The 25000-nt window shown below is 42.3% G+C and carries 19 protein-coding genes, 1 pseudogene and 1 other annotated feature; of the genes and pseudogenes, 6 read left to right on the plus strand and 14 right to left on the minus strand.

What is annotated here, in order from left to right:
- Nucleotides 1-4: 4 nt before the first annotated feature.
- The 4 genes from thiH to HMPREF1534_RS11945 all read left to right on the plus strand — a co-directional run bounded on the left by thiH (nt 5) and on the right by HMPREF1534_RS11945 (nt 3889).
- Nucleotides 5-1135, plus strand: coding sequence for a 2-iminoacetate synthase ThiH (gene thiH, locus HMPREF1534_RS11960; RefSeq protein ID WP_005939004.1), 1131 nt, complete (start codon nt 5-7; stop codon nt 1133-1135).
- Between the two features lie 153 nt (nt 1136-1288).
- The gene (locus HMPREF1534_RS11955) at nt 1289-1981 is read left to right on the plus strand and encodes a HesA/MoeB/ThiF family protein (RefSeq protein WP_005939007.1); all 693 of its coding nucleotides are present in this window, start codon (nt 1289-1291) and stop codon (nt 1979-1981) included.
- 210 nt (nt 1982-2191) lie between these two features.
- The gene (locus HMPREF1534_RS11950) at nt 2192-2800 is read left to right on the plus strand and encodes a thiamine phosphate synthase (protein WP_005939009.1); all 609 of its coding nucleotides are present in this window, start codon (nt 2192-2194) and stop codon (nt 2798-2800) included.
- Between the two features lie 150 nt (nt 2801-2950).
- On the plus strand, nt 2951-3889 hold the full coding sequence (locus tag HMPREF1534_RS11945; RefSeq protein ID WP_005939011.1) for a ribose-phosphate pyrophosphokinase: 939 nt from the start codon (nt 2951-2953) through the stop codon (nt 3887-3889).
- 108 nt (nt 3890-3997) lie between these two features.
- Here the strand turns inward: HMPREF1534_RS11945 and HMPREF1534_RS11940 are convergent, their stop codons facing one another.
- The 5 genes from HMPREF1534_RS11940 to HMPREF1534_RS19490 form a co-directional block, all read right to left on the minus strand.
- Nucleotides 3998-5311 carry an ABC transporter substrate-binding protein gene (locus tag HMPREF1534_RS11940; protein ID WP_005939013.1) on the minus strand — a complete coding sequence of 438 codons (1314 nt, stop codon included), beginning with the start codon at nt 5309-5311 and terminating at the stop codon, nt 3998-4000.
- Between the two features lie 31 nt (nt 5312-5342).
- On the minus strand, nt 5343-6134 hold the full coding sequence (locus HMPREF1534_RS11935) for an ABC transporter permease (protein WP_005939015.1): 792 nt from the start codon (nt 6132-6134) through the stop codon (nt 5343-5345).
- Nucleotides 6128-6925, minus strand: a complete 798-nt coding sequence (locus tag HMPREF1534_RS11930; protein WP_005939017.1) for an ABC transporter permease — start codon at nt 6923-6925, stop codon at nt 6128-6130. The genes HMPREF1534_RS11935 and HMPREF1534_RS11930 overlap by 7 nt, the downstream gene beginning before the upstream one ends.
- Before the next feature lie 17 nt (nt 6926-6942).
- Nucleotides 6943-8328: a polyamine ABC transporter ATP-binding protein gene (locus tag HMPREF1534_RS11925; protein ID WP_025066833.1), complete on the minus strand. Its 1386-nt coding sequence runs from the start codon at nt 8326-8328 to the stop codon at nt 6943-6945.
- A gap of 143 nt (nt 8329-8471) precedes the next feature.
- Nucleotides 8472-10436 carry a PAS domain-containing sensor histidine kinase gene (locus tag HMPREF1534_RS19490; RefSeq protein WP_018452737.1) on the minus strand — a complete coding sequence of 655 codons (1965 nt, stop codon included), beginning with the start codon at nt 10434-10436 and terminating at the stop codon, nt 8472-8474.
- A gap of 254 nt (nt 10437-10690) precedes the next feature.
- Here HMPREF1534_RS19490 and HMPREF1534_RS11920 point away from each other — a divergent pair, with 254 nt between their 5' ends.
- A complete protein-coding gene (locus tag HMPREF1534_RS11920) occupies nt 10691-11785 on the plus strand; it encodes a TlpA disulfide reductase family protein (RefSeq protein WP_018452736.1) in 1095 nt (364 codons plus the stop codon).
- A 351-nt stretch (nt 11786-12136) separates the two neighbouring features.
- On the opposite strand, the gene HMPREF1534_RS11915 is transcribed toward HMPREF1534_RS11920, so the two are convergent.
- The 9 genes from HMPREF1534_RS11915 to HMPREF1534_RS11875 all read right to left on the minus strand — a co-directional run bounded on the left by HMPREF1534_RS11915 (nt 12137) and on the right by HMPREF1534_RS11875 (nt 24215).
- Entirely contained in the window at nt 12137-14701 is a 2565-nt protein-coding gene (locus HMPREF1534_RS11915; protein ID WP_005939029.1) for a glycosyltransferase family 1 protein, read from the minus strand.
- A 27-nt stretch (nt 14702-14728) separates the two neighbouring features.
- Nucleotides 14729-16402 carry a glycogen/starch synthase gene (locus HMPREF1534_RS11910; RefSeq protein WP_005939031.1) on the minus strand — a complete coding sequence of 558 codons (1674 nt, stop codon included), beginning with the start codon at nt 16400-16402 and terminating at the stop codon, nt 14729-14731.
- A gap of 254 nt (nt 16403-16656) precedes the next feature.
- Entirely contained in the window at nt 16657-17121 is a 465-nt protein-coding gene (locus tag HMPREF1534_RS11905) for a V-type ATP synthase subunit K (protein ID WP_005939034.1), read from the minus strand.
- 29 nt (nt 17122-17150) lie between these two features.
- The gene (locus HMPREF1534_RS11900; protein ID WP_005939036.1) at nt 17151-18956 is read right to left on the minus strand and encodes a V-type ATP synthase subunit I; all 1806 of its coding nucleotides are present in this window, start codon (nt 18954-18956) and stop codon (nt 17151-17153) included.
- Nucleotides 18953-19558, minus strand: a complete 606-nt coding sequence (locus HMPREF1534_RS11895) for a V-type ATP synthase subunit D (RefSeq protein WP_005939038.1) — start codon at nt 19556-19558, stop codon at nt 18953-18955. Before HMPREF1534_RS11895 ends, HMPREF1534_RS11900 begins: the two co-directional genes overlap by 4 nt.
- 14 nt (nt 19559-19572) lie before the next feature.
- The gene (locus HMPREF1534_RS11890) at nt 19573-20895 is read right to left on the minus strand and encodes a V-type ATP synthase subunit B (RefSeq protein ID WP_005939040.1); all 1323 of its coding nucleotides are present in this window, start codon (nt 20893-20895) and stop codon (nt 19573-19575) included.
- A 110-nt stretch (nt 20896-21005) separates the two neighbouring features.
- A complete protein-coding gene (locus tag HMPREF1534_RS11885; protein WP_005939042.1) occupies nt 21006-22760 on the minus strand; it encodes a V-type ATP synthase subunit A in 1755 nt (584 codons plus the stop codon).
- An 18-nt stretch (nt 22761-22778) separates the two neighbouring features.
- Nucleotides 22779-23615, minus strand: a complete 837-nt coding sequence (locus HMPREF1534_RS11880; protein ID WP_005939045.1) for a DUF2764 domain-containing protein — start codon at nt 23613-23615, stop codon at nt 22779-22781.
- A gap of 9 nt (nt 23616-23624) precedes the next feature.
- Nucleotides 23625-24215, minus strand: coding sequence for a V-type ATP synthase subunit E family protein (locus HMPREF1534_RS11875; protein WP_005939048.1), 591 nt, complete (start codon nt 24213-24215; stop codon nt 23625-23627).
- Nucleotides 24216-24585: 370 nt separating this feature from the next.
- On the opposite strand from HMPREF1534_RS11875, the pseudogene HMPREF1534_RS11870 reads away from it, so the two are divergent.
- Nucleotides 24586-24786: pseudogene (locus HMPREF1534_RS11870) on the plus strand (transposase); the annotation flags it as partial.
- 136 nt (nt 24787-24922) lie between these two features.
- Nucleotides 24923-25000, minus strand: a sequence feature (5S ribosomal RNA rRNA prediction is too short).

Here is a 25000-nt window from a genome sequence, read left to right on the forward strand (position 1 = left end):
TATCATGTTTTCAGAAGAACTTGAAAAAATAGACTGGGAGGAAACCACCAAAGCCATCTACTCCAAGACAGAGAGTGACGTGCTTCGCGCCCTCGGCAAAGAACATTGTGATGTAGACGACTTTATGGCACTCATCTCACCGGCGGCAGCCAAATACCTGGAACCGATGGCACAACTGAGCAAAAAATACACCGAAGAACGTTTCGGCAAGACCATCTCCATGTTTATACCTCTATATATAACAAACTCCTGCACCAACTCCTGTGTGTACTGCGGTTTCCATATCAGCAATCCGATGGCACGTACCATCCTCACCCCCGAACAGATGGAAGATGAATACAAAGCCATCAAGAAGCTCGGCCCGTTTGAAAACCTGCTGCTGGTAACAGGAGAGAATCCCGCCAAGGCAGGTGTTCCCTATCTGGCAAAAGCGCTGGACATCGCAAAAAAATACTTCAGCAACCTGAAGATAGAAGTGATGCCCCTCAAAGCCGAGGAATACGCCGAGCTGAAAAAACACGGACTGAACGGCGTCATCTGCTTTCAGGAAACTTACAACAAAGCCCGTTACAACGTATATCATCCGCGTGGAATGAAATCTAAATTCGAATGGCGGGTAAATGGTTTCGACCGCATGGGACAGGCAGGTGTCCATTCCATCGGCATGGGTGTACTTATCGGACTGGAAGAATGGCGCACGGATGTGACCATGATGGCCTACCATCTGCGCTACCTTCAGAAAAAGTATTGGAAAACAAAATACAGTGTCAACTTCCCACGCATGCGCCCGGCAGAGAACGGCGGCTTCCAGCCGAATGTCATCATGAACGACCGTGAACTGGCACAACTTACTTTTGCCATGCGCATCTTCGACCACGATGTGGATATCTCCTACTCTACCCGCGAACCGGCACACATCCGCGACAACATGGCAGGACTTGGAGTGACCACCATGAGTGCGGAAAGCAAAACCGAACCGGGAGGATACTACACTTATCCGCAAGCCCTGGAGCAATTCCATGTAAGCGATGAGCGCACGGCCGTAGAAGTGGAACGTGCACTGAAATCATTGGGACGAGAACCGGTTTGGAAAGACTGGGATGCTTCTTTTGACCAATTTGCATCAACACGATAGCATACAGATAGTATTACACTTAGTCATACAGCCTTTCATAATAATCGTTTCACTTTAGTGATGATAGTTTATCACTAAGGACATTCAATTATATCACCGTAGTGAAGAAATTTAATCACCTGAGTGAAACGATAAAATCAACCGTTAGATAATATGGAAAGATACAACCGTCAAATCATTCTCCCCGAACTGGGAGAAGAAGGACAGCAACGCATCCAACGCGCCAAAGTCCTTATAGTCGGTGTAGGCGGACTGGGATCTCCCGTCGCCCTTTACCTGACAGGCGCCGGAGTAGGCATCATCGGACTGATGGACGATGACGTGGTAAGCATCAGCAACCTGCAACGCCAGATACTCTATAGCGAAGCCGAAGTAGGTATGCCCAAAGCCATCCAAGCCAAAAAACGTCTCGAAGCCCTGAACAGCTCCATACAAATCAATGCTTACCCCAATCGTCTCACCACAGAAAATGCCGCCGGGATCATCAGCCAATACGACATTGTGGTAGACGGATGCGATAACTTTGCCACCCGCTACCTCATTAATGACACCTGCGTGCAGTTGGGAAAAATCTATGTATATGGTGCCATTCGTGCTTTCGACGGGCAAGTATCCGTATTCAATTACCAAGGCGGACCGGACTATCGCCACTTTTTCCCGGACGAAGACGAAATGCTCTCCATGCCCCACCCGCCCAAAGGTGTACTTGGAGTTACTCCCGGCATAGTGGGATGCACCGAAGCAACCGAAGTACTGAAAATAATAGGCGGATACGGTGAAGTGCTAAGCGGGAAATTATGGATTATCGACCTCAAAACAATGGAAACGCATATCCTCTCATTATAAAAACAGAATCTTTTATGATGTGAAGTATTGCTTTATCCATTTTTTATATTACCTTTGTAACTATAATAAACCCTTAATCTTCGTTTGCCTGTGAAGGTCGACGAAGATTTTTTTATTCATGACTCTCCCCCAACCGTTAAATAAATACAGCAAACTGTTAGGAATATTACATATTGATTACTATCTTTGCTTAGCAATTAATTGGAAAGTATGAAGTTAATTCTAATCACAACCCCTACATATTTTGTGGAGGAAGACAAAATAATCACGGCCTTGTTTGAAGAAGGACTGGACACCCTCCACTTACGCAAACCCGACACGGCGCCCATGTTCGCCGAACGGCTGCTTACCTTGATTCCCGAACAGTATCATAAACGCATCGTGGTGCACGGACATTTCTACCTGAAAGATGAATATAAGTTGAAAGGTATCCACCTGAACGGCCGCAATCCCAACCCACCCGAAAACTATAAAGGGCATATCAGTTGTTCATGCCACTCTTTGGACGAAGTAAAGGAGCGCAAACAGACGTGTGACTATGTTTTTCTGAGTCCTGTATTCAACAGCATTTCCAAGATGAACTATAACTCCGCATATACGGCCGAAGAACTTCGTGCCGCCGACAAAGCCGGCATTATAGACAAGAAGGTGATTGCACTGGGTGGTATCGATGTGGACAATATTTTAGAAGTAAAAGACTTCGGCTTTGGCGGAGCAGCCATCTTAGGTGCTTTGTGGAATAAGTTCGATACACGCTGCGACCGTGACTACCGATTGCTGATAGAACACTTCCGCAAACTGAAAAAGTTGGCAGATTAACTAAAAGCAGAGAAAAACAACACATATTCCTGCCTGAAAAACAGGCGTTTCAAGGAAACGCGAATTAATTTTTAATGTTCGATTTTTAAATTCTAATTATAATACGTACCTTTGTACGCAAATTAATAAATAGGTAATATCTATTACAAAATGAGTAAAACATCTCCTTTTAAAGTATTCTCGGGAACAAACTCGAAATACCTTGCAGAAAAAATTTGCAACAGCCTCGGTTGCGAACTGGGAAACATGAATATTACACACTTTGCTGATGGTGAATTTGCTGTTTCCTTCGAAGAGTCAATTAGAGGTGCCCATGTATTCTTAGTTCAATCTACCTTTCCTAATTCTGACAACCTGATGGAATTGCTGCTGATGATTGACGCAGCAAAAAGAGCTTCTGCCAAGAGCATCGTAGCCGTTATCCCTTACTTCGGATGGGCTCGCCAAGACAGAAAAGACAAACCGCGTGTTTCTATCGGTGCCAAACTGGTGGCTGACTTGCTGAGTGTGGCAGGTATCGACCGTTTGATTACCATGGACTTGCATGCCGACCAGATTCAGGGTTTCTTCAACATTCCGGTAGACCACTTGTATGCATCAGGCATCTTCTTGCCTTACATTCAGTCACTGAACCTTGAAAACCTTGTAATCGCTACTCCCGATGTGGGCGGTTCCAAGCGTGCCAGCACATATGCCAAATACCTTGATGTGCCTTTGGTATTGTGCAACAAGACTCGCGAAAGAGCAAACGTAGTGGCTACCATGCAAATTATCGGTGACGTAAAAGACAAGAATGTCATCCTGGTAGACGATATGGTAGATACAGCCGGTACAATTACCAAAGCTGCCGATATCATGAAGGAAGCCGGAGCCATTTCTGTCCGCGCCATCGCTTCTCACTGTGTGATGTCCGGTCCTGCTTCCGAACGTGTTCAAGATTCCGGTTTGGAAGAAATGGTATTTACAGACAGTATTCCTTATTCTAACCGTTGCGCCAAAGTAAAACAGTTGACTATCGCCGACATGTTTGCCGAAACTATCCGCCGCGTAATGAATAACGAGTCTATTTCAGACCAATATATTATCTAATTTCAGTAGATAAAAGATAGAGAGAAACAGAGGCTTCCTTGAACAAGGAAGCCTCTACTGTTTTTTATAAAATCCGTAAGTCCGGAGTGTCACCGGCAGCGCAAAGGATTATCTTCTTTTTCTGTGTCTCCTGCGGCGGCGTTGCAATTTCTCGTGCTGATAACGCTGTATCCGCCTATAAACCGTATAAACCAGCATCACTCCGACCGATACAAATATCACAACCACAATTCCCAATCCAAGATTATCCCCTTTCACACGCGACCACATTTCCAATACCGCTTCCGTACGTTCGCCCGAATCACGGATCATGGCACAACGCTCCACCACACGACGGTCGGGATATTGCACTTTGTCAATCCGGACACTATCTGCCTCGGGACCAAAGAAATAGCTCAAGTCGGCATAATAGTTCAAAGTAGTATCCAGCTTCTCTTCCAATATTTCGGGAGTGGCAACAGAACTCACATAACCGCAAGCATCCATATTGCGCAAAGCAACTTCGGGACGGCACAGATAATTGATAAAATAGCTGGCAGCCTTCACATTGCGTGCATATTTAGGAATCACCCAACCGTCATACCACACATTGCTCCCCTCCTCGGGCACTTCATAATCCAAGTTCACTCCCACAGCACCGGCTTCTTCAATTGCCCATACAGCATCACCACTCCAAGTCATGTTGAGCCATGCCTTATTTTTGGTCATCATCTCCTTTCCGAAATCCGCTTCCCAACCGGCAATCATAGGTTTCATGGCCTTCAAGTACTTCTCTACCGTATCGACAGATGCCTGTGAATAGTTGTTCATCAACTCTTCTACCGTCACCTTCCCCTCTTTCAGGTTTTTGCTGTTGGCATAGATAAGGGCCGTTCCGTAGGCATCACGGTAGCTCTCTTTCATCAAGATTTTATTCTTGTACTTGAGATTCCACAGGCTTGCCCATGTCTTGGCATCTTCCGCAGGAACATGGTCTGTGTTATACAGAAGTCCGGCCGTCCCCCACATATACCCGATGGCATAATCGGAAGCACGACGCCCCGGCTGACTCAATTTATCCAACTGCTCACGAATATAAGGAGACTCGTTATGCAAATAATTAGGAGTCTTACCAAAAACAGTATCAATAGGCAGCAACAGATTCTTCTTCAACATTCGCTCGATGATATATTCCGAAGGACATACCACATCAAAATCCTCATGACCGCGTTCAATTTTGGTAAGCATGATTTCATTGATATCGAATGTCTGATATACAATACGGATATCCTCACCCGTTTGCTCTTTATACCATTCGGGAAATTCGGCAAGCACATCTTCATCGATATAATCTGCCCAATTATATATCTTCAGCACATTTTCGCGAGGTTCGCCCGTATTGTAGCATCCTGTGAGCGAAAGCAACCCGCAGGCACATGCCATTATCCATTTATTCATCTTTATCTTCATTTTCTTATGCCTCTTTTTTCTTGCTCGAACGGCGGTTGATTATAATGAGCAGCACCAATACCAGTATAAATATAATGGTTGAAAGGGGACGAAGTTCGGGAGTAAGTCCTCCTTTCCGCGCATCGGCATAAATATAGGTAGACAATGTCTCCAATCCTTCATTGCCGATGGTAAACACGGTCACGGCAAAATCGTCGATAGACAGTGTGACTGCCAGCATGAAACCGGAAATCATTCCCGGAAGTATTTCAGGAATAATCACTTTACGAAGTGCCTGCATGGGAGTTGCCCCCAAATCGAGTGCCGCTTCATAAATATTCGGATTCATTTGTTTGAGACGTGGCAATACACTCAGAATCACGTATGGGGTGCAAAATGTAATGTGAGCCAGTACCACGGTAGTGTATCCTTGAGGGATACCCAGCGAAACAAACAGCAAGAACAACGAGATACCGATGATAATATCGCCATTCAGAATAGGGATATTATTAACAAAACCGATTACCTTGCGCGAACGGGCACGCAGATTGAATATGCCGATGGCAGTGATACTCCCCAATAAAGTGGAAACCGTTGCAGCTATCAGCGCGATGGTCAACGTATTAATCAGCGCATTGGTCAGCGAGTGATGAGTACCCGTGGTGAACAGCGATGAATAAAGTTTTGTGGAGAATCCCGTCCAATTGCCCAGCACCTTTGCTTCTGTAAAGGAGTAAATCATAATAATGAAAATAGGAGCATAGAGCAACAGCAATAAAAGCCACAGGTATCCCTGACATAATATTTTCTTTACCATAAACCACCTCCTTCATCATTGCCCTTGTCATCCGAAGCAAACAAGGTAGTGGCGCCAATCAGGAACAGCATGATAAGTGAAAGCGCCGCACCATAGTTCCACATGCTGTTATTGATGTTTTCCTGAATGGTAGTACCAAACAGTTTTATATTGTTCATTGTCAGCAACTCGGCAATGGCGAATGTGGAGATAGTGGGCATGAATACCATAAGAATACCACTCACGATGCCGGGCATGGACAATGGCAACACAGCCTTAAAAAACACCTGTACCGGATTGGCCCCCAAGTCTTGCGCTGCCTCCACATAACTTTTATCCAACTTCTGCAATGTGTTATAAATAGGATAAATCATAAAAGGCAGGAAATTATATACCATACCGAATATCAATGCTCCTTCTCCCAAGGGCACATCCATAAAGTCGAAAAGCGCCACTGTCGCCAACGTACGAATCAGGATATTGACCCACATGGGAAGGATAAAGAGCACCACGATGGTTTGTGCATATTTCATTCGGGTCTGCGTCAGAATATAAGCGGCAGGATAGCCCAACAGAATACACGCTACTGTCGTGATAATAGCAACGCCAATGGAATAAACAAACGTATTGATTGCCTCAGGGTGGGCAAAGAACTTGGTAAAATTGCCGAAAGTAAAATGTCCGGCATCGTCCATAAATGCATAAACCACTATCAGAAGAAGCGGAAGAATAACAAATATCGCTGAAAATATCACGTAAGGAATCGTCCAACTCTTACGCGAGGACAAGAAGAATCGTATCGTTCTGAGCACCTCTTTTCTTTTTTATATTAGTCTACAACCTTTATTATCTTAATCTTTTCGGGCAAAATACTGATACCTACATGATCACCATTATCCCATACATCATTGGTATCTACATAAATATCCTCTCCCCAATCCGATGAAACGGTGAGGTGGTAATGATCGCCTTTATAAAGGATAAAACGCACATCGCCGGTTAATGTTCCGTCTTCTTCATTGTCATGCAGGATAATATCCTTAAATGCCACCACTACTTTTACTTTCTCGCCCGGTTCGATATCCTTTACAGGCAAACACTCGAAGTGACAACCCAGGAAGTCAACATGACTTTCGTCTATCATCTCTCCCTCGAAAGAATTGCATACACGCTCCTTCTTCATGATATGGATGTCAAACGGTTTGACCAGCAGACCTACTTCCTGCCCCACGTCAAAGTGATGGTAGTCTTGCACGATAAACTCATAACCGTTTGCCACAACAACCATCTCATAATGCACTCCCTTGAAGATAGAAGAAGTGACTGTACCCGTAATCTGTGCAGCATCCGAAAGAGGGAAAATATACCAGTCTTCAGGGCGAACCACCACATCCACAGGCATATTCTCACCAAAACCTTCGTCCACACATTCAAACTCTACACCGGCAAAACGCACTAACTTATCTTTTATCATTATGCCGTTCAAGATATTACTCTCTCCGATAAAATCAGCGACAAATGAGTTGATGGGTTCATTATAGATATCTACAGGAGTACCTATCTGCTGAATACGCCCCTCACTCATTACTACAATTGTATCACTCAACGTGAGCGCTTCTTCCTGATCGTGTGTTACATATACAAATGTGATTCCCAATGTTTTATGCATCTCCTTCAGTTCCATCTGCATATCTTTACGCATCTTCAGGTCGAGAGCTGCCAGCGGTTCGTCAAGAAGCAATACTTCCGGCTCGTTCACAATGGCGCGGGCTATGGCCACACGCTGCTGCTGACCGCCTGAAAGCGAGTTGACATCACGATACTCATAATCAGTCATCCCCACCATACGGAGGGCTGCCTTTACTTTCTTTTCAATGATTTGTTTCGGTAGTTTCTTTAGCTTTAACCCGAACGCTATATTATCATATACATTCAGATGAGGAAACAAAGCATACTTCTGAAATACGGTATTTACCGGTCGTTTGTGCGGCGGAGTTTGTGTAATCTCCTGCCCTGCTATTCGGATTTCTCCTTCCGAAGCAGTCTGAAAACCGGCAATAAGGCGCAAAAGTGTAGTCTTTCCACATCCTGAAGGACCTAGAATCGTTACGAATTCTCCTTTTTTCACGTACAAGTTAATGTTATCCAATGCTATTTTATCGCCAAAAAACTTGGATACATTCTTGACTTCAATTATATAATTAGACTGTTGCATACTACTTTTGGTAACCGGACGAAAAACGCCTCTACATTTTCGGTCGGCAAAGATAAAGAAATAATCATAATTATCAGCTACATTGAAACGGGAATATGCCGGGAATACATATATACGCTCATAAACCGGAAGCGACAACAAAATCAAAAGCTGTGTTTTCGTGATTCCGATTCGTTTCTCACCGGCGGACATTCGGGCAATATAAACCAGAAAGTCGATCCTTCTCCCGGCTTAGAGTTCACACCTATCTTACCTCCCATTGCCCTGACAATGCTGCTGCATATCGGAAGTCCCAGACCAGTACCTTGTTTAAAGCTATCCAACTGGACAAAACGCTCAAATATCTGACTTTGATTTTCTTCCGGAATACCGCAACCGGTATCCTTCACATAGAAATAGATTTCTTCCTTCCGCTTTTCGTACCCCATAATAATGCTGCCCTGTGTGGTAAACTTAATGGCATTGGTCATCAAATTGGACACCACTTGAATCAGCCGCTGGCGGTCTGTACGTATCACGCAGTCGCCCACACTTGCCACACATTTTATCACAACATCAGGATTGGCGGCATTTCGCATTTGAAATATCTTTTCCAAATCATACATCATGGCATTGATATTTACATTACTCCACACAAAATCCAACGTATCCGACTCTATCTTCGAGAGATCAAGAATATCTCCTATCAATTGCAAAAGCTGGTTACTGTTCTGCTCAATAATCTGCTTGAAGTTTTCAGAATCCCCTTTATTTTCCGAAGAGACCAACAGATTGGCAAAGCCTACAATGGCATTCAGAGGAGTGCGAATCTCATGGCTCATATTTGCTAAAAAAGCAGACTTCAACTTATCTGAGCTTTCGGCTTTTTCTTTTGCCTTGCGCAGTGCCTCTTCTGTTTTCTTCTGCTCATTGATATCAACATTTACCCCCAACAGAACAATGTTTCCATTATCCGGATCGAATGTCTGCTGAATGAGGTATTGCTTAATCCACCTGGGTTCGCCATTTACTATCAAATATATATTCCTTTCTAAAGCTTCCACCCTTTCATGTTTAGCTTTCTCCACGTAATCCATAAATACCTGCTGCTGTCGGGATGCGTCCTCATCCGCGTATTTCATATGAGAGAAAATGGTGCGCAAATCTATTTCTTCAGATATCCCCAAATTCCTCAGATATTCCGGTGTCACCAGCTGTTCGTTCTTCAATAAGTTGATGGACGAGAAGCCTATCTTGGAAGCGGATGAAGATGCACCAATCATCTCGTGAAAGTTCTTATTCTGACGCAATGTATTATGAATCAAAGTATTTTCAACCCAAATAATCAGAATATTCTCTACATTACCTGCTGCATCCCTCAGATAGTTGACTATAAAACGAAAATAATGCACATTCCTATGCCGACTCTTTACATATGCCTGATTAATTATTTTATAATCATATTTTACTTCCCCCGATACCGGGATACCTGACCTCATCATTTCTTTAAACTCAGGGTTAATACAAGGATTAGTATAAATATTAAGTTGGCTGACTGCATCTTTCTTTGACTCTAATCCCATATACTCTACATAGGTATCATTCACCTCTATCAACTTACCTTCTTTATCACAGATAGCACAACCTACGGTCACATTATCGAAAAAACAAAGAAATTTTTCATTACTATGCTTCAATGAAGACTTCAAAGCTCGCTCCTCACTGATATCATGAACGGTAAGTATCACATAATCATGACCATTGAGCGACAGATAGCGACCCGAAACCATCATGCTGTAAAGACCGGCAAGATGGGAAGATATCTGAATATCCATTGTAGTCTCGAAATTGCTAAAGCTGCCGCGACTCTTAAACGTCTCGCTTATCTTACTCCTTATTATGCAGTCGCGACACTTCTCGTGCTTATTGCAGTTATCTGCCTCACGCGCATAGCGACATTGCAATATCTCCCCGAAACATTTCCGGTCTTCCCGGGGAGGCATCTTGCAAACTGTGTAATAATTGGTCTTGGTGACATGCGAAGTCTTGTCTATCAAGAATATAAACTCATGGGCATTATTCCAGATGGCAGCGTAGAACTGCTTAGCCAACTTTATTTCTTTAGCCATAACTCTTTCTCTGATAGTAGCCCATACTAACAAAAGAAACAGGATAGTAATTAATGCAAGACTCGGTATTAACATTTTGCGAATGGTATTTAGGTACAAAGATAACCATTTGAAACAAACGCAGTCACATTATCCTGCAAAAAAACACATAATATTCTATATATTATTAATGAGCAGATGAAAATAAAAACCTTTTTTTCTCTTCTGTATTAATTAAGTAACTATCTTTGCGTTCAAATTATAATATCATCACAATGAAAAAATTAGTTTATTTATTGGCTGTAGGAAGCTTAGCTTTCACTGCATGCAACAATTCACCCGCTTACAAAGTATCGGGAACAGTAGAAGGTCTTGCCGATGGCGACACTATTTATTTGCAGGAATATAAGAATGGCGACTGGGTAAAATTGGATTCTACCACTGTAGCAGGAGGTACTTTCACATTCACCGGAAGACAGGACACAGCAACAAACTGCTTTATCATCTATGCAAAAGACGGAAAACGTAACCGTGCCGATTTCTTCCTCGAAAACGGAAATATCACTGTTGCACTGGGCGAAGAAAACAAAATCGGCGGTACTGCAAACAATGATACTTATCAGCAGTTCAAAGATAACTTCATCGCTATGAGCAAAGAAATGAATGACATGTATCGTAGCGCAATGTCTGACTCTACCTTGACTGACGAACAGCGTGAAAACGTAATGAAAGAAATAGAAAAGAAAGACAGCATTGCCATGGATATGGTCTTCAACACTATCGAAGCTAACATTACAAATGCAGTAGGTATACAATTACTTCCTTCTTATGCTGCCGCATTCGAATTGGACAAACAAAAATCTTTAGTTGAAAAGATTCCTGCTCAGTTTGCCAATAATGACCGTATCGTTAAACTGAAGAAGCATATTGAAACTGTAGAAAAGACAGCTGTAGGTCAGAAATACATCGATTTCTCTATGGATACTCCTGAAGGACAAACAGTGAAGTTATCTGATTTCATAAGCAAGAACAAATATACATTGATTGATTTCTGGGCCAGCTGGTGCGGACCTTGTCGCAAAGAAATGCCGAATGTAGTTGCCGCTTACAAAGAATTCAAGAATAAGGGCTTCGGTATCGTGGGCGTTTCTCTGGATAACAATCTGGATAAATGGAAAGAAGCTATCACTGCTCTCGATATCACATGGCCGCAGATGTCTGATTTGCAAGGTTGGAACAATGCAGGTGCAAAACTGTATGGCGTAAATTCTATTCCTGCCACTGTTTTAGTTGATCAAGAAGGTACCATCGTAGCACGCAACCTGCGCGGTGAAGATATTAAAGCAAAATTAAGCGAGCTCTTAAAATAAGAGAAAAGCAAGATTTATAAACGGAAAGGGGTTGAATTCAAAACGTGGATAATGCTGTCGTTTAGCTCGTAGGGGCAAGGTTCGCTCGCCCGAAAACAGTTGACTTTGTGTCTTCGGGCAGGCAAACCCTGCCCCTACAGCTGATGATGGGATAGACCATAGTTTTGACACATTCCCTTTCTATATCACAAGGAAGATAGCTTTCACACAGGATTCCCTTGAATAGGACGTTTCAACACCTGTTATATGTGAAAGGAGAATAATAGAAAAGAGAGCCGGTTCCAAATCTGACCGGCTCTCTTATTATATTATTATGAAATCGCTTTAAAACAGAAAAGTGATTTCAATGAATTATACGAACCAACGAACATAGCAGAAATCCTGGCGGTGAGGCAGATCTACGTTCTTCGGGTACATACGGTATGCAACCTTAAAGCTGCCGGAGTTAGAAAGACTGTGTTTACACTGGAATGTGTACAGATTACCTTCTTTCTTGATTACTTCCATCGGCTCTACAGAATAGATATGTTCTTTACCTTCAGCATTGGTGTAAGTAGTAACCAGTTCAATACCTACGGCATCATCCAGTCCTTTTTCATCCACTACATAAGTAATAGTATATTCTTTACCGGTTTCGATGTTACCACTTGCCAATTCTTCATTCTTTTCGCAGGAAACAATTTCAATAGAATCCCACAATTCGGCAACCTTTTCCTTCCATGCGGCAATTTCTTTTGCTTTAGCATAGTCGTTAGCTACCAATTCTTTGAAACGTTTAGCTTCTTTGGTATAGAATTTAGAATAGTAATCATCCAACTGACGCTTCATAGTATAATGAGGAGCTACCTGAGCAATAGAATTCTTGATAGTCTTCACCCAACCTTCAGAATAGCCCTTGCGGTTACGTGCATAGTACAACGGCAGGATTTCATTTTCCAAAATACTATAGATAGTAGCAGCATCCAACTGGTCTTGATGCTCTTGGTTCTGATAAGTGCGTTTTTCTGTCAACGCCCATCCTGCACCTTCACGGTAGCCTTCCAACCACCATCCGTCGAGTACAGAGAAGTTCACAACACCATTCATCAAAGCTTTCTCGCCTGATGTTCCTGATGCTTCCAAAGGACGGGTCGGAGTGTTCATCCAAATATCAACACCTGACACTAAACGATGAGCCAACTGCATATCATAGTTTTCCAAGAAGATGATTTTGCCCAAGAACTCAGGACGACGAGAGATTTCTACAATCTTCTTAATCAATCCCTGACCGGCACCATCGTGCGGATGAGCTTTACCGGCAAATAAGAATTGTACCGGATAGTCAGGATTGTTCACAATCTTAGCCAAACGGTCAATATCAGTAAACAACAGGTGTGCACGCTTGTAAGTAGCAAAACGACGGGCAAAACCTATCATCAACGCATTCGGATTGATCTTTTCCATCAAAGAAACAATGCGTGAAGGATCACCTTGATTCTTCAACCAGCTTTCGCTGAACTGTTTACGGATATGATCTACCAATTTGTTCTTCAAAGCTTGACGAGTTGCCCAGATTTCTTCGTCAGCCACATTATAGATAGCTTCCCAAATTTTTTCATTAGACTGGTCTTCCATAAAGTTGGGAGCAAAATGTTTGGCATACAGTTTCTTCCATTCTGTCGCACTCCAAGTGGGAAAGTGAACACCATTGGTTACATAACCTACATGGCTTTCTTCGGGGAAATAGCCTTTCCAAATACCTGAGAACATCTCCTGAGATACTTTTCCGTGCAACCAGCTCACACCGTTTACTTCCTGACAAGTGTTGCAAGCAAAAGTAGACATACAAAAACGTTCTCCGGCATCTCCCGGATTGATACGTCCCATATCCATCAAATCCTGCCAGCTGATGCCCATACGTTGCGGATAACCACCCATGTACTTACCAAACAAACCTTCATCAAAGTAGTCATGACCGGCAGGCACCGGAGTATGAACAGTATAAAGAGAAGAAGAACGAACTACTTCCAAAGACTGTTCGAATGTCAAACCACCTTCTACATAATCACACAAACGCTGAACGTTGCATAATGCAGCATGTCCCTCATTACAATGATAAATATCTTTCTTGATACCCAGTTTCTTCAGCATCAATACGCCACCGATACCCAATAATATCTCTTGTTTCAAACGGTTTTCCCAGTCACCTCCATAAAGTTGGTAAGTAATAGGACGATCGAACTCGCTGTTCATTTCATTATCTGTATCCAACAGATACAAAGGAACACGACCTACATTGACTTTCCACACATAAGCATGAACGAAATAGTTCAGATAAGGAACATCGATAACCATCGGTTGTCCGTTTTCATCCAACACACGTTCGATAGGTAAGCTACCGAAGTTCTGAGCTTCGTATCCTGCTACCTGCTGTCCGTCCATCGAAAGACTTTGAGTAAAATATCCATAGCGATACAAGAATCCGACACCACACATATCTACGTTGCTGTCTGATGCTTCTTTCAGGTAATCACCTGCCAAGATACCCAAACCACCCGAATAGATTTTCAGAACATGTGTCAAACCATACTCCATACAGAAATAAGCCACAGAAGGACGCTTGGCGTCGGGCTGTACATCCATATAAGCTCTAAACTTTGCATATACATCGTTCATGCGTTTCAGGATATTTTTATCCTTTGCCAGTTTTTCCAGTGTCTCATAGCTCAATCGCTCCAAAAGAACTACAGGATTCTGTCCGGCTTCTTTCCACAACGCCGGGTCTAAATCTCTAAACAACTCAATTGCCTCGTAGTTCCATGCCCACCAGATGTTGCGTGCTAATTCTTCTAACTTTTTCAATTCCTCAGGAATACGTGATTTTACTGTAACGTCTTTCCAGGTAGGAGTATTTGCATTACTAATCTTGATTTTCATGTCTCTCTAATTATATTAATATTATATTCAATTTTCACCTAATAAAAGTCTCTTCTGTGCATTGCGCAATGCCACATCATAAGCCTCATAATAATATTTAATGAAATGCTTCCACAAAGCCTTTTCCGCAATATCGGCAGCACGTTTACGTATCACTTTGATTTCAGTATCAGACATACCGGAAAAAACCGATATATTGTCCTTTATAACGTCTGCCACTTCAGAATAGTTGTAGTCCGAACGATGAATCACTTTCACACCGTCTTTCAGTTCACTATACGAGCCTTTCAGTGAATTCACCCAAAGTCCGAAACCTGCCAAATCAGTAGTAATTGTCGGCACATGAAAAGCAACACTTTCCAATGGAGTATATCCCCATGGTTCATAATATGAAGGATAAACACTCAAGTCATGTCCCAACACTAAATCATAGTATTCCATATTTATGATGCCGTCTTTTCCATCCAAATAACAGGGAACGAAGATAACTTTCACTTTATCGCTAGCCGAATTTGCCATACCCAGATACTTCATCATATCAAGTACCTGATCGTGACTCATGTTATGCAACCAATGAGTAATAAACGGACATTCCAACGGAGTGGTATAATTTTCATTGCTTTTCAAACGTTCTACCAAATCCTCACGAGGATCTCCTACCCATCCAGGAACATTAATAAACGCCAGTACTTCTTTTTTCAGATTCTTGTCACGGGTCAATCGATTCAAAGCTTCCAAATATACATTGATACCTTTATTTTTAAACTCATAACGCCCACTGGTTCCTAATATCAAAGTATCATCGCCCAAATTTACTCCCAATAACTTATTGGCAAGATTCAACAAAGTGGCGCGCGCTTTTTTACGTTTAGCAGTAAAGGTACGTCCTTGAGGAACAAAATCATCTTCAAAACCATTCATCAAAATCACATCCGCCGGTTTCTCCAACAGTTCCTTACATTCATTATTAGTGATTTCACTAACAGTGGTAAAACAATCTACATGATGCGCCGTTTGTTTCTCTATGGAGTGTTTAGCCTCCATATTAAGCTCACGTGCCATCTGATCACCATTGTAAGCAAATAAATAATCGTAAAGAGGTTTATTGTTGCCGGCAATCGAACGGCCGATAGAAGTAGCATGAGTAGTAAATATTGTTGCTATTTCGGGGACTGCCTTCTGTAGATAAAGTGCTCCCATACCTGTCATCCACTCGTGAGCCTGGTAAATGACCTTATCGTTCTCTGTCAGATTGAATCGATAGAAACTTTCAACAGTTTTTCCTGCTGCGTATGAGAACATGGATGCTTCATCGTAATCTCCATATGCATGAAGTGAATCTACTTGGAAATCTTCCCACATTTTTCCGTATATTTCATTCTTCTTTGAAAAGAACGGATAAAAATCTATTAATATGACTATAGGGTTTCCGGGGATATTCCAACGGCCGACACGAACTTTCAAGCCATCGTTTTTCAAAGCATGTTCACGCCACGCTGCACACAGATTTTCATTCTCTATAAACAAGGGGTTCTCTTTTCCTACCCACACATCCGGGCCTATAAAAAACACTTTATCCTTGTAAATATCTTGCAGTGTTTTTGCCCTTGTTGACAACACTGTATAAATGCCCCCCACCTTATTACACACTTCCCAACTCGCTTCGAAGATATAACCGGGGGTTAATAGTTCTTTTGCCATCTATATACCTTATCTTATTTTCGAGTGCAAAGGTACACAAATTCAATGAGATAATAAAGTTTTTCCCAGACTTTATTAGATTTTTCAGACTCACTTATTAACTTTTACCATTTCATATTTAACATTTATCACAAAGAAAGCCGGTATAAGCAACAATAGTAAGTAGTTTAATAAATTTAGTCTCTTTTAGGACGAAAAAAGGGCCATTTCGTAAAAATACAAAAACAGCCCTTTTTCATTAATAACTAATCTGATTATGCGACTAATGCAGAGCCCATCAAGAAAGTTGCAGCCAAAGCAACGATAGCATACAACTCTGGGAATACAGCTAAAATCAAGGTATTACCAAATACATTATGTCCCTGACCGATAGCAGCAATACCGTTGGCACAAACCTGTCCCTGACGGATAGCTGAGAAAAGTGCAACAAGACCCAAAGCAATGCCTGAGCCCAATACAGCGGCAGCTTGGATGCCTGTAATAGCCGGAGTCAGTACACCGAAAATACTTTGGAACATAAAGTAACCGGCAAAACCATACAAACCTTGTGTACCGGGAAGTGCTGTCAACACCAAGAAGTTACCGAATGCACTATCGTTCTTTTTCAATGCGCCAATAGATGCGTTACCTGCGATAGTCACACCATACGCACTACCGATACCTGACAAACCAACCATAATTGCAATGCCTACATAGGCAATCAATAAATTCATTTCCATAATTCTTCTATTTTTTAATTTTTAAATTCTTAATTTTTAAATGGCTTATATTCTTTACCGCCACCCTCGTAGCCCGAATTCTTGAAGAACTCTACGAAAGTAAGACGCATCGGGTGAACCATCGCACCCAATATATTCATAAACATATTGATAGAATGACCTATCAAAAAGATAAGTACCATCACTATCGGACCGGCAATAGCATTATCCGGACTCATTCCGGCAGCCAAACTATTAAATACACTAGCCAAAATACCTCCCGAAAGTCCCAATGCAAACAAACGTACATACGAAAGAATATCACCTAGCAAACCGGTTGCCATATTGTAGGAATCCCACAAACCCAAACCAATGTTAAGGAATATATTCTTTCCGGGACTGTTAAACAGGAAGATAAGCACTCCGGCAATACCCAGTATTACCAAATGAGCTGTTCCGCCCATCGGCATCACATCGCCCAAAAGGAACGCCAATGCCGTACTGACCAATACTATAATCCATCCGACAGTAGAAAGTGCATACTTAAATCCGAACTGAATCGTCTGATTGGCAGCTTTCAGCACCATACCAAAGATAATCTGGACAGCTCCCAAAATCAATGAAAGGTTGAACATCCACTGATTGTCGAGGAAGAACAAATCACGCATCTTGTTAAAGAACGGAATGTCATTACCATACAAATTAAATCCAAAGAAAGTACCTGTCAACATACCGCAGAAGAAAGTAGAAGCACCCAAAATCTGCACCAAAGTTAAAATGGGCTTCATGGAAGCACTGATATTCTTCGCCAACATACGATAAACAGTTACTCCTAATACCATGAACAAACCGTAGCCCGAATCACCCAAACACAGCCCGAAAAAGAGCATAAAGAAGGGTGCGAAGAACGGCGTCAAGTCCAGTTCATTATACTTAGGAAGCATATACAACTTCATAATCGGTTCGAACAGACGGAAAAATCCTTTATTGTTCAACTGAATAGGTACATTGTCCTCCGGCGTAGGATCGGCAATTTCAAAGTACACTTCCTGTTGGTTCAGAAAATCAGTAATCTCCGGAATTTGCGTAGCCGGAGCCCAGCCTTGCAATAACATCAGCTTGTTATCCGCAGCCTGTTCCGTATTCAGCACCACTTTAGAAAATTCTATCTGCGAGTGGACATTTGCTTGTGCAGCCTGCAAGGAAAGCAACTTCTCCCCCGCTATGGCAGCCAACTTATCATCCACCTCTTTAATCTGTTGTTCCATGCCTTCACACCGAGCCGTCAGCTGACTCAATGACATCACCGGCAGTTTGGCCGATTCCACTTCCAGTTCGGGCAGTGAACCTTTCTTAGTAATGGTAATAAAATAGATGCGTGAACCTATGCGATTAATCTCCGTAGCATGGTAAGCTTCCAGCCATTCTTCATTAAAGTTCTTCTCTGAGCATATATAGAAATCCACTTGATATCCAGCATCTTGCAACCGATAAACTGATGCGGGCTCAAAGTCTCCCCATACCTCCAGTGCAGCACGTTCCTTGTCACAAGCCTGTAACTGATGCTGCAACTGGGTCTTTTCCAGTTGAAGAGCTTCCACTTCTTCCAAAGCCTTCTCTCCACGAGCTGCATCACCTTTCTGTTCTTTCAATTCAACATTCAGTGATTGCAGGAACTTGATAGTTGAAGCATAGCGGTTGGACAGACGGATGCTTTCTTGAAGTTCGGTATTCTCTGCTGTTCCCTGCGCTTTTTCCGCCACATGGACTACGCCTAAATCACGGATACTTTGCAGGAACTGTTCATATTCCTTATGATAGATAAGGAAAGTCAACTTCTTCATTTTTGTAATCATGCCTCTGCCTCCTTTCTTTTCTCTTGAATGGATTTCAGAATCTTCTGCGATGATTTGGACAAGTTCTCCTCGTCCTCCATAAATCGTTTAATTTTTCGCAGAGCATCCTGGTATCCGGGTATCTGTACCTTCTCAAAAAGATTCACTTTCTGAGTGGTCTTTTTACGCGCATGTTCCAGTAGGTTCAGTTTGGCAAGCATAAATTCCCTTTCAATAGCGGTCTGTGCCAGTCCTTTCAGCAAATGTATCCCGTCGGAATACCATTTCGGACTGTTGAACAGGCTGTAGGGACGAATGTCAAAATCTACGTTTTCCAGCAACGGAACCCGTACACCGGCAATTTTCTTTATGCCCAAATGAACGTCACTCACTTTAATTAATGAAGCATCAAACTCATTCCAAAGTGCGAACATGGCTTCGTATGCCTGAATTTGTTTTTCAAGCCTTTCCTCCAACTCGGCAGCTTCGGTCTTGCATCTCTTTACCTCCATGCGAAGGGCGCTTTCCTTATTCTTAATAATGGGAAGCGTGCGCACACGGACCTTGAGTTGCTTCTCAAGCTGTTGCAGCGAGGTCTTGTTATATTGAAACTTTATTGCCATGTTTCTTCATTAATTTATTGTTTTTGCCAGTGTTCGTCAACCAATTCTTTCTTGATATTGACTTCTTCCGGCTTAAAGTATTTACTGAACAATCCCCATGTAACATCCAGCATTTCAGTAGTATCTAAGTTCACATCAATAGCCAGCAATTGATTTGCGTAATCCTTAGCGAAAGCCAAAGTACGCTCGTCATAGTTAGTCAGGTCGAAACCGTTTTCCATCTTTGTCTTGGCATTGGCAGCATCAGCATACAGACGGACTGCGGCATTCATCACCTGCGGATGGTCCTTACGAGTCTTCTTACCACTCACCAACTGTTTCAAACGAGACAACGAACGGAACGGGTCAACGATAACTTTACCGATATCGCTGTCACGACGCAGGAACAACTGACCTTCGGTGATGTAACCCGTATTATCAGGAACAGCATGTGTAATATCGCCGCCACTCAGGGTAGTCACCGCAATAATGGTAATGGAACCTCCTGCCGGGAACTGCACCGCCTTTTCGTATATCTTTGCCAAATCCGAATAAAGAGAACCCGGCATGGAGTCCTTGGACGGAATTTGGTCCATACGATTGGAAACAATAGCCAACGCATCGGCGTAACTGGTCATATCTGTCAATAACACTAATACTTTCTGATTGTGTTCCACCGCAAAATATTCGGCAGCCGTCAGCGCCATATCCGGAATCAGCAGACGTTCTACCGGCGGGTTTTCCGTAGTATTTACGAAACTGATAATACGGTCAAGAGCACCGGCATTAGAGAATACATTCTTAAAATACAGGTAATCATCATTGGTCATACCCATACCGCCCAAGATGATCTTGTCGGTTTCGGCACGCAATGCCACATTTGCCATTACCTGATTGAATGGCTGATCAGGATCGGCAAAAAACGGAATCTTCTGTCCTGATACCAGCGTATTATTCAAGTCGATTCCGGCAATACCTGTTGCAATCAGTTCCGACGGTTGTTTACGGCGGACAGGATTTACAGAAGGACCACCGATAGGCACTTCTTGTCCCTCTATTTCCGGTCCCCCGTCAATCGGATCACCAAAGGCGTTGAAGAAACGTCCGGCCAACTGCTCGCTTACTTTCAACGTAGGTGATTTACCTAAAAATACGACCTCTGCATTAGTGGGAATACCTTCTGTACCCTCAAACACCTGTAAGGTCACTTCATCGCCCATGATTTTTACCACCTGGGCTAACTTCCCATTTACCATAGCCAATTCGTCATAACCTACTCCTGACGCTTTCAGCGAACAAGTAGCCTTGGTAATCTGGCTAATCTTGGTATATATTTTTTGAAATGCTTTTGTTGCCATCTATTTATTTACAATTTACAATTTACATTTTTCTCTTCTTCCCTTTTACCACCTGCAAATACACGCCAAACGGTCAATGATACATTGCACGTGATAAATGGTACATTAAATCAGACGCTTCTCTCGGCAACCAACTCTTGCAACTGCTTATTGAAATCCTCATACTGCTCAGATTTATATTTAGCATAGTTCATCTGCTTGCAGAGGTTGATCATCTTCTTAAAGTAGTCCATTACTTCCAGGAAAGTATCAAACTTAAATTCTGTATGACAGATGTCGATAACCATGTTCAATATATCCTCCTGACGTTCCATCGGAGTTACAGAATCAATCTCATCGAAGGCATCCTGTTGTAAGATTACAAAGTCAATTAATTCCGATTTCCAGAAGATAACGTGATATTCTACAGGTACACCATCATCACCCAGAATATTAATCTGTTCGGCAATTTCCTTACCACGCAGCAACCGAGTCTTGATTTCGTTCACCTTGCCAATCCATTCGCCGTTAATACGTTTGGTTATATATTCCTCAAATTCAGGATATTCCAAATATTTAGAATAAGAATCAATCGGATTTACTGCCGGATAACGTTTTCTATCGGCACGTTCCTGTTCCAAAGCATAAAAACAACGGGCTACCTTCTTGGTATTTTCAGTTACAGGTTCCTTCAGGTTACCACCTGCCGGAGATACGGTACCGATAAAAGTAATGGAACCAGTTTCACCATTATTCAGATGTACATATCCTGCACGTCCGTAAAAGTTGGAAATAATGGCCGAGATATCCATCGGGAATGCGTCCGGACCAGGTAACTCTTCCATACGGTTGGACATTTCGCGCAAGGCCTGCGCCCAACGGGAAGTGGAGTCTGCCATCAGCAACACCTTCAATCCCATGGCACGATAGTATTCTGCAATCGTCATGGCCGTGTACACGGACGCTTCACGAGCAGCCACCGGCATGTTTGATGTATTCGCGATGATGATAGTACGTTCCATCAACTTACGTCCTGTATGCGGGTCTACCAGTTCAGGGAATTCGGTAAAGATTTCTACTACCTCGTTGGCACGTTCACCGCAAGCAGCGATAATAACAATATCCGCTTCTGCCTGCTTGGAAATAGCATGTTGAAGTACCGTCTTTCCTGTACCGAACGGACCGGGGATAAATCCTGTCCCTCCCTCTACAATGGGGTTTACCGTATCAATAACACGTACACCGGTTTCCAGTAGTTTGTAAGGACGGGGTTTTTCTTTATAGTTAGTCATAGCCTTCTTTACCGGCCACTTCTGAATCATATTCACAGGAATATCTTTTCCGTCTTTATCCGTCAGTACAACTACCGTATCTTCAATGCCATATTCGCCTTCCTTTACAATGGATTTAACCTTATAAGTACCATCCAACTGGAACGGAACCATAATCTTCAACGGCTGGAAATTTTCATCTACCTGACCTAACCAAGCCGAAGATCCTACTTCATCGCCTACTTTTACCAATGGAATGAAATGCCATTTCCTTTCCTTGTCGAGCGGATAAGTATATTGTCCTCGTTTTAGGAAAACACCATCCATTTTGTCAAGGTCATTTTGCAGACCATCGTAGTTTTTAGACAACATGCCCGGTCCCAAGGTCACTTCGAGCATATGTCCTGTAAATTCGGCTTCGGCACCCACCTTAAGTCCACGTGTACTTTCGAACACCTGCACATAAACATTGCTGCCTACTACCTTAATAACCTCAGCCATCAATCGGTCTCCGCCTGTCAGAATGTAACAAATCTCATTCTGCGCTACCGGTCCGTCAACGGTGAGAGTAACCATGTTGGCAATTACGCCACTAACAGTTCCTTTTGTTGCCATATATCTTTAATCTGTTTATTATCTGAATTCTGCGGGAATCTGTACTTCGTCCTTCAGTTTGTCAATGATCTGACGGAACAGTTCGCTTCCCTTTTCCTTATCCATAGAAATCCAGCGGCCAATCATTTCCAGTTTCAATAAGAACACGAAAATCCGTTCCACCGTAAAATAGTTGAAGAAGACAGCGTCTTCCATCCAGTTCCATTTCAACAAATCTATCTTCTTTTCCCTTTCCACCAGTTCTTCAATCTCGCTGATACGAAGTATCGGCTCAAAATATTCCAGCATTTCGGTCAATCCGAAGTCGCGGGCATTCGATGTACGGATCATCTCACTCACATCAGTGTTTCCCACTACCACCTGGGACACGTCCATTTTGTATTTACGTGCAGCCAGTGCAGCCAGTATATTATTGATATTCAGATTAAATTCAAACCAAGAGGAAATAAATTGATTACCGCAGTTCATAGCATACGCATAATAATATGCAGAAAGCATATCTTCCGCACGATAAAACTCTTCGGCGGACAGAGCCAGATAAGCAGTAATAAATTCGTAAAGGTAAGATGGATATTTCTTATCCGGCGCATCGCCTTCGCGTACTGCGCTGATAAGGGTCAGCAATTCATCCTGAGAATAATTTCCCTCAGAATCCGTCACAGCCTCCTTATCTTTCAGCAGTTTCAGCAGATTAGCATTATCGAATTTCAAATAGAATAAGTCAATCAGCTTTCTATCTTTTTCCGATAATTCAGGATAAATTTCCGATTTAAAATTGGCCACCGTATAGTTCAGCTTGCCATCTTCCAATGAAAGATCGGGCAAACCGGCTACCAGGCAATAATAATTTGTCATAGCCATGCTTTAAAACAACATTTCTACTAATTGAGGACGAAGGAAGTCTTTGAAATAGTTTTCAAATTCCTCTTCACCGAAGTTCACTTTGTAAGAACCATCAGCGGGCGAAATTGTGAAGAGGGCTTTAGTACCATTCACTTGTTCTATTCTTACCCCTTTGTCCAACACAGCTTTTGCATTGACTGCAAAATGTTTCTTAAGTCCTTCAGCATCTGCGGTAGAAATAACGATAGGTTCATTAGCCGACCATTGGGCCGCTAATGAAACAATAAATTTATTCAGATATTCCTTATCTGCCACAAAGCCTTTCACGGCATCACTCACTACCTCGTTAGTCAGTAAAGTAGTAATTTCGGTTTTCAATGCATTCACAGCTTGTCCGGCAAACAATTTAATTTCTGATTGTGTATTTTCGGCAGTTTCCATTGCCGACTTACGAGCTGCGGCAACAATAGAATCAGCTTCTTTACGAGCATCCTCTACTATTTTTGCTGCTTCCTCGTGAGCACTACTGATAAGTCGTTGTGCTTCTTCGTTTCCTTTTTCCACACCTTCACGATAAATCTTATCGGTAAGCTCCTGAATTTTATTTTCCATATTCTTAGAAGATATTTTTTTGAGTTTAATACTTTCGTTTTTGAAATAAATTCCAAAAGGCTTGCCCAAAAATACAAAATTCAATGATAGAAAAAGAATTTAATAATAGAATTTCCACTAAAAGTACTGCAAAAAGAGAAAAATATGCCACATTCATGTTACATAACATAATCTTTCTGCTAAACAGATTAATAAATGATTACTAAAAAATATTTCCCCATCTCATTTAGAGAAAAGATTTACCTTGTTTAATAGGGTCAGCGGATTTTTTCAGTTGATAATATCCTATCTTGCATTATATTGTTTTACCTTTACTCTGCATAAAATTTATGCGTAAGCAATGAATCCATCAGTTTTTTACGTTAAGCCTAAATCAGGCTTCCTGGCTTTCGGAAGAATGGTACGTTCCGTGCAGACACATTACCGGGAAATAATCAACTTCTTTGACCGACGCTCCACTAATGCCGCTTCGGAATCATTCAATGCCAAAATTAAGGAGTTCCGCACACAGTTCAGAGGAGTGAAGGACAGAACTTTCTTTTTGTTCAGACTTGCTAAAATTTATGCATAAGCTATGAATCCCTCAGGTTTTTACGTTGACCCAAAATATGCAGTTGAGCAGAGTATAACCAAATCAGTATAAACACACAAAAAAAAGCCTCCGAGTCAGTCAAATGACTCGGAGGCTTCCATCAAAAACGGCGGCTACCTACTCTCCCACTGTTACGCAGTACCATCGGCGTGACAAGGCTTAACTTCTCTGTTCGGAATGGGAAGAGGTGGAA

Source organism: Phocaeicola massiliensis B84634 = Timone 84634 = DSM 17679 = JCM 13223 (genome assembly GCF_000382445.1).
Classification (GTDB): Bacteria; Bacteroidota; Bacteroidia; order Bacteroidales; family Bacteroidaceae; genus Phocaeicola; species Phocaeicola massiliensis.

What these genes read in the sequence shown, in the direction of transcription:
- thiH (WP_005939004.1), top strand. Translation starts at nt 5, where the DNA reads ATGTTTTCAGAAGAACTTGAAAAAATAGACTGGGAGGAAACCACCAAA.
- HMPREF1534_RS11955 (WP_005939007.1), top strand. Translation starts at nt 1,289, where the DNA reads ATGGAAAGATACAACCGTCAAATCATTCTCCCCGAACTGGGAGAAGAA.
- HMPREF1534_RS11950 (WP_005939009.1), top strand. Translation starts at nt 2,192, where the DNA reads ATGAAGTTAATTCTAATCACAACCCCTACATATTTTGTGGAGGAAGAC.
- HMPREF1534_RS11945 (WP_005939011.1), top strand. Translation starts at nt 2,951, where the DNA reads ATGAGTAAAACATCTCCTTTTAAAGTATTCTCGGGAACAAACTCGAAA.
- HMPREF1534_RS11940 (WP_005939013.1), bottom strand. Translation starts at nt 5,311, where the DNA reads ATGGCATGTGCCTGCGGGTTGCTTTCGCTCACAGGATGCTACAATACG.
- HMPREF1534_RS11935 (WP_005939015.1), bottom strand. Translation starts at nt 6,134, where the DNA reads ATGGTAAAGAAAATATTATGTCAGGGATACCTGTGGCTTTTATTGCTG.
- HMPREF1534_RS11925 (WP_025066833.1), bottom strand. Translation starts at nt 8,328, where the DNA reads ATGCAACAGTCTAATTATATAATTGAAGTCAAGAATGTATCCAAGTTT.
- HMPREF1534_RS19490 (WP_018452737.1), bottom strand. Translation starts at nt 10,436, where the DNA reads ATGGCTAAAGAAATAAAGTTGGCTAAGCAGTTCTACGCTGCCATCTGG.
- HMPREF1534_RS11920 (WP_018452736.1), top strand. Translation starts at nt 10,691, where the DNA reads ATGAAAAAATTAGTTTATTTATTGGCTGTAGGAAGCTTAGCTTTCACT.
- HMPREF1534_RS11915 (WP_005939029.1), bottom strand. Translation starts at nt 14,701, where the DNA reads ATGAAAATCAAGATTAGTAATGCAAATACTCCTACCTGGAAAGACGTT.
- HMPREF1534_RS11910 (WP_005939031.1), bottom strand. Translation starts at nt 16,402, where the DNA reads ATGGCAAAAGAACTATTAACCCCCGGTTATATCTTCGAAGCGAGTTGG.
- HMPREF1534_RS11905 (WP_005939034.1), bottom strand. Translation starts at nt 17,121, where the DNA reads ATGGAAATGAATTTATTGATTGCCTATGTAGGCATTGCAATTATGGTT.
- HMPREF1534_RS11900 (WP_005939036.1), bottom strand. Translation starts at nt 18,956, where the DNA reads ATGATTACAAAAATGAAGAAGTTGACTTTCCTTATCTATCATAAGGAA.
- HMPREF1534_RS11895 (WP_005939038.1), bottom strand. Translation starts at nt 19,558, where the DNA reads ATGGCAATAAAGTTTCAATATAACAAGACCTCGCTGCAACAGCTTGAG.
- HMPREF1534_RS11890 (WP_005939040.1), bottom strand. Translation starts at nt 20,895, where the DNA reads ATGGCAACAAAAGCATTTCAAAAAATATATACCAAGATTAGCCAGATT.
- HMPREF1534_RS11885 (WP_005939042.1), bottom strand. Translation starts at nt 22,760, where the DNA reads ATGGCAACAAAAGGAACTGTTAGTGGCGTAATTGCCAACATGGTTACT.
- HMPREF1534_RS11880 (WP_005939045.1), bottom strand. Translation starts at nt 23,615, where the DNA reads ATGACAAATTATTATTGCCTGGTAGCCGGTTTGCCCGATCTTTCATTG.
- HMPREF1534_RS11875 (WP_005939048.1), bottom strand. Translation starts at nt 24,215, where the DNA reads ATGGAAAATAAAATTCAGGAGCTTACCGATAAGATTTATCGTGAAGGT.